Origin of the sequence: Actinoplanes sp. NPDC048791, assembly GCF_040650095.1 — a bacterium.
Lineage (GTDB): Bacteria > Actinomycetota > Actinomycetes > Mycobacteriales > Micromonosporaceae > Actinoplanes.
The window spans coordinates 1-4,570 of the sequence record NZ_JBEZGQ010000697.1; the positions used below are offsets into that span (position 1 = coordinate 1).

5 protein-coding genes are annotated in these 4,570 nt (G+C 70.9%); 3 read left to right on the forward strand and 2 right to left on the reverse strand.

What is annotated here, in order from left to right; genetic code table 11:
* From AB0C29_RS34770 to AB0C29_RS34780, 3 genes are all read left to right on the forward strand, one after another.
* The coding region (locus AB0C29_RS34770) for a DUF3152 domain-containing protein (protein WP_360829458.1) at positions 1 to 630 on the forward strand (630 nt) is incomplete at its 5' end.
* Positions 631 to 703: 73 nt separating this feature from the next.
* A complete protein-coding gene (moeZ, locus tag AB0C29_RS34775) occupies positions 704 to 1,921 on the forward strand; it encodes an adenylyltransferase/sulfurtransferase MoeZ (RefSeq protein ID WP_360829461.1) in 1,218 nt (405 codons plus the stop codon).
* Between the two features lie 216 nt (positions 1,922 to 2,137).
* Positions 2,138 to 2,965, forward strand: coding sequence for a prenyltransferase/squalene oxidase repeat-containing protein (locus AB0C29_RS34780; protein WP_360829463.1), 828 nt, complete (start codon positions 2,138 to 2,140; stop codon positions 2,963 to 2,965).
* A gap of 9 nt (positions 2,966 to 2,974) precedes the next feature.
* Here the strand turns inward: AB0C29_RS34780 and AB0C29_RS34785 are convergent, their stop codons facing one another.
* Positions 2,975 to 4,213, reverse strand: a complete 1,239-nt coding sequence (locus AB0C29_RS34785; protein WP_360829466.1) for a glutamate-5-semialdehyde dehydrogenase — start codon at positions 4,211 to 4,213, stop codon at positions 2,975 to 2,977.
* An 86-nt stretch (positions 4,214 to 4,299) separates the two neighbouring features.
* Positions 4,300 to 4,570, reverse strand: a 271-nt coding sequence (locus AB0C29_RS34790) for a PUA domain-containing protein (protein ID WP_360829469.1), incomplete at its 5' end; no start/stop codon positions are given.

The window sequence follows — 4,570 nt, forward strand, 5'->3', positions numbered from 1 at the left end:
GCCGCGGTGACCACGCCCGCGCGTGCTGAGGAGCCGTCCGACGCCGCCGACCGGGCGCCGAGCAGGCCGGCCGCGGCCAGGTTTGCCTTCGCCGGTGGCTACGGGCCGGTGCTCGGCCGCTCGGGGACGTTGCGGCGGTTCAAGGTGGCGGTGGAGAAGCGGCTCGCGTCCGGTGACGGCGGGAACTTCGCCGAGGAGATTGATCGGATATTGGGTGATCCGCGGAGCTGGATCGCCGGGCGGCAGTTCCGGCTGCAGCGGGTGCCCGCCCCGGCCGCCGCCGAGTTCACCGTCTACCTGGCCTCGGCCGCCACCTCCGAGAAGATGTGCGCCGACGGCGGTCTGCGTACCGAGGGCTTCACGTCGTGCCGGCTGCCCGGTCAGGTGGTCATCAACAACGACCGCTGGCAGGCCGCGGTGCCCGGTTACGGTGCACCGCTGGCGGCGTACCGGGCGTACGCGATCAACCATGAGGTCGGCCACCAGCTGGGCCACGGTCATGAGCTCTGTCCCGGCGAGGGCAAGCTCGCGCCGGTCATGATGCAGCAGACCTACGGGCTCAAGGGGTGCGTCGCCAACCCCTGGCCGTACGTGGACGGCGAACGGTACGCCGGTAACCCCGCCGACTGATCCCGCATTCCCCCGTCCCGCATGTCGGGCCGGTGTTCCACGTCATGTCCGATCCGGCGGCCGGCGAGCAACAATGGGGTCCACACACCGTCGATCCGGGGAGTTCACCGTGTCACTGCCCCCGCTCGTCGAGCCGGCCGCCGAGCTGAGCATCGACGAGATCCGCCGCTACTCGCGTCACCTGATCATCCCCGACGTCGGGATGGACGGGCAGAAGCGGCTGAAGAACGCCAAGGTCCTGGCCGTGGGCGCGGGTGGTCTCGGCTCTCCCGCCCTGCTCTACCTGGCCGCCGCCGGGGTGGGCACGCTCGGCATCATCGACTTCGACACCGTCGACGAGTCCAATCTCCAGCGCCAGATCATCCACGGCGTCTCCGACGTGGGCCGGCCCAAGGCCGAGTCCGCCGCGGACAGCATCCGGGAGATCAACCCGCTGGTGAACGTGATCATTCACAACACCGCGCTGGACCGCGACAACGTCAAGGAGATCTTCAGCCAGTACGACCTGATCGTCGACGGCACCGACAACTTCGCGACCCGTTACATGGTCAACGACGCGGCGGTCCTGCTCGGCAAGCCGTACGTCTGGGGTTCGATCTACCGTTTCGACGGCCAGGCGTCGGTGTTCTGGGAGGAGCACGGTCCCTGCTACCGCTGCCTCTACCCGGAGCCGCCCCCGCCCGGCATGGTCCCGTCCTGCGCCGAGGGTGGCGTGCTGGGCGTGCTCTGCGCCTCGATCGGTTCCATCCAGGTCAACGAGGCGATCAAGCTGATCACCGGCATCGGTGAGCCGCTGGTCGGCAGGCTGATGGTCTACGACGCCCTGGAGATGGAATACCGCAAGATCAAGGTGCGCAAGGACCCGAACTGCGCGCTCTGCGGGGAGAACCCGACCGTCACCGACCTGCTCGAGGACTACGACGACTTCTGCGGCGCGGTCTCCGAGGAGGCGCAGGAGGCCACCCTCAACGCGACGATCACGGCGCGCGAGCTCAAGGAATGGCAGGACTCCGGCAAGGACATGTTCCTGGTCGACGTCCGCGAGCCCGCCGAGTACGAGATCGTCAGCATCCCGGGGGCGACCCTGATCCCCAAGGGCGACATCCTGTCCGGTGAGGCGCTGGCGCGCTTCCCGCAGGACCGGCAGATCGTGCTGCACTGCAAGTCCGGTGTCCGCTCGGCCGAGGCGCTGGCCGCGTTGAAGGCGGCCGGGTTCAAGGACGCCGTGCACGTCCAGGGCGGCATCGTGTCCTGGGTCAACACCGTGGACCCGTCTCTCCCGTCCTACTGAGTCATCCGTCAGCGTGACGGCCGTCGATCCCTTTCGGGGTCGGCGGCCGTCGCTCTGTATACGCCGCGTCACGGAAACCGGATCGGGGCCTGCGTTTCCTCCTCCTGACGGTCACTCTGCGTCGATCGGACGTCACCAAGGCGGACGGAGCGGACCTATTAGACAGTTACCGAGACACCGCAGCGGAACGGGGGGCCGAGCTGTAGCGTCACCGTCGTGGTCGACATCGATGCGGCGATCGGATACGTCGTAGCGCACGGCGACCCGGTGGAACGGGCCCGGTTGTCCTACCTGCGTACGGGCACGGTGCCGCCGGCCTCGGCGCTGGAACGGATCGAGATCGAGCAGACCCCGGCGGGTGGCTGGCCCGCGGCCGGGGACGGTTCCGTGCCCTCGGTCGACGCCACCTGCTTCCGCCTGGCCGAGCTCGACGACCTCGGCGGGCTGCACGGTCCCCCGGTCGAGCGCGCGCTGGCCTGGCTGGCCTCCGTGCAGCGCCGGGACGGCACCTGGCAGGAGGATGAGTCGCTGGCCGCCGAGGCGCCGGCCTGGGCGATGCCCGGTGACCCGGAGGCGACCCTCTACCTGACGGCGGTGGCCGGCTTCTGGCTCACCGTCGCCGAGGTCGAGGCGCACCCGCACCACGAGGCCCCGGCCCGCTATGCCGCGACGTTGCAGGCCGCCGCCCGGTTCGTGGTCGAGCAGCTGCGCCCGGACGGCACCTGGCCGTCCTTCCTGGCGACCGGCTGGCACGCCGCCGGGCTGCTGCACGAGCAGCAGTTCTTCTACGAGTCGGCCCGGGTGCAGCTGGTGCTCGGCGACCGGCTGCCCGACATGTCCCCGGCGGACGCGGCGAACATGGCGGCCGCCCTGCGCCGGGTCAATCTCGGTGACGACTGGCTGCTGCAGAGCGCCCGCAAGCGGCTGAGCGAGACGCAGCGCACGGACGGCGGCTGGGACAGCGACGAAGGGCCGCTGTTCGACGTGAACACCACGCTGACCGCCATCCGCGCATGCCGGACCTGGACTCCCGCCCGGCACTGAGCTCCGGCGTCAGCGGGTGTGGCCGTTGCCCGTGACGATGTACTTGGTCGAGGTCAGTTCGGGCAGGCCCATCGGGCCGCGGGCGTGCAGCTTCTGGGTGCTGATGCCGATCTCCGCGCCGAAGCCGAACTCGCCGCCGTCGGTGAAGCGGGTCGAGGCGTTGATCATCACGGCGGCCGCGTCCACCCGGGCCGCGAAGCGCCGGGCCGCCACCAGGCTCTCGGTCACGATCGCCTCGGTGTGGCCGGTGCCGTAGCGGCGGATGTGGTCCAGCGCGTCGTCCAGGGAGTCGACCACCGCGACGGCGATGTCCGCCGACAGGTATTCCTTGCCCCAGTCCTCCGAGGTCGCGGGCACCACGCCCTCGAAGCCGGCCACCCGGGGGTCACCGTGCACGGTCACGCCGGCCGCCACCAGCTCCTCGATCACCAGCGGCAGGAACGACTCGGCCAGCGCGGAGTGCACCAGCAGCGACTCCGCCGTGTTGCAGGTGGACAGCCGCTGGGTCTTCGAGTTGAGCACCACGCCGAGCGCCTTCTCCAGGTCCGCGCCCTCGTCGACGTACACGTGGCAGTTGCCGACGCCGGTCTCGATCACCGGGACCGTCGACTCCTCGACCACGGTCTTGATCAGCGAGGCGCCGCCGCGCGGGATCAGCACGTCGACCAGGCCGCGGGCGCGCATCAGCTCCTTGACCGAGTCGCGGGTCGTGGCGTCGAGCAGCTGGATGGTGTTGGCCGGCAGGTGTGCGTCGGCGACGGCCTTGCGCAGCACCGAGACGATCGCCGCGTTCGAGCTCTGCGCCGAGCCGGAACCGCGCAGCAGCACCGCGTTGCCGGACTTCAGGCAGATGCCCGCCGCGTCCGCCGTCACGTTCGGCCGGCCCTCGTAGATGATGCCGACCACGCCGAACGGCACCCGGACCTGCCGCAGCTCCAGGCCGTTGGCCAGGGTCGAGCCGCGCACCACGTCGCCGACCGGGTCGGGCAGGGCGGCCAGCTGCCGCAGGCCGTCGGCCATCGCGGCGACGCGCTCGGCGGTCAGCGTCAGCCGGTCGATCATGGCCTCGGACAGCCCACCGGTACGGGCGTTCTGCACGTCCACCGCGTTGGCGGCGACGATGTCCTCGGTGCGCTCGACCAGCCGGTCCGCCATCAGCAGCAGCGCGGCGTCCTTCTCGGCGCGGGTGGCGGCGGCCAGCTCGATGCCGGCCACCCGGGCCTCGGCGGCCTGCTGAAGCACAGTCATGAAGACTCCTCGTTCGTTGCGCCGTGACGGACGGCGACGGGCTCAATCCTGCACCGTCGGGCCCGCTAAGTCATGTCCCTGAGCGCTCACAGCAGCACGAGATCGTCGCGGTGGACGACCTCGCGCTCGTAGCCGGGACCCAGCGCGGCGGCCAGCTCCGGGGTCGAGCGGCCCAGCAGTGCCGGCAGCTCGACCGCGTCGTAGTTGACCAGGCCCCGGGCGACCGACGTGCCGGAGCCCGCGTCCACCAGGTCCACCGGGTCGCCGGAGACGAAGGAACCGTCCACTGCGGTGATCCCGGCCGGCAGCAGCGACTTGCGCCGGGCGACGTCCGCGGTCACCGCGCCCGGGTCCAGG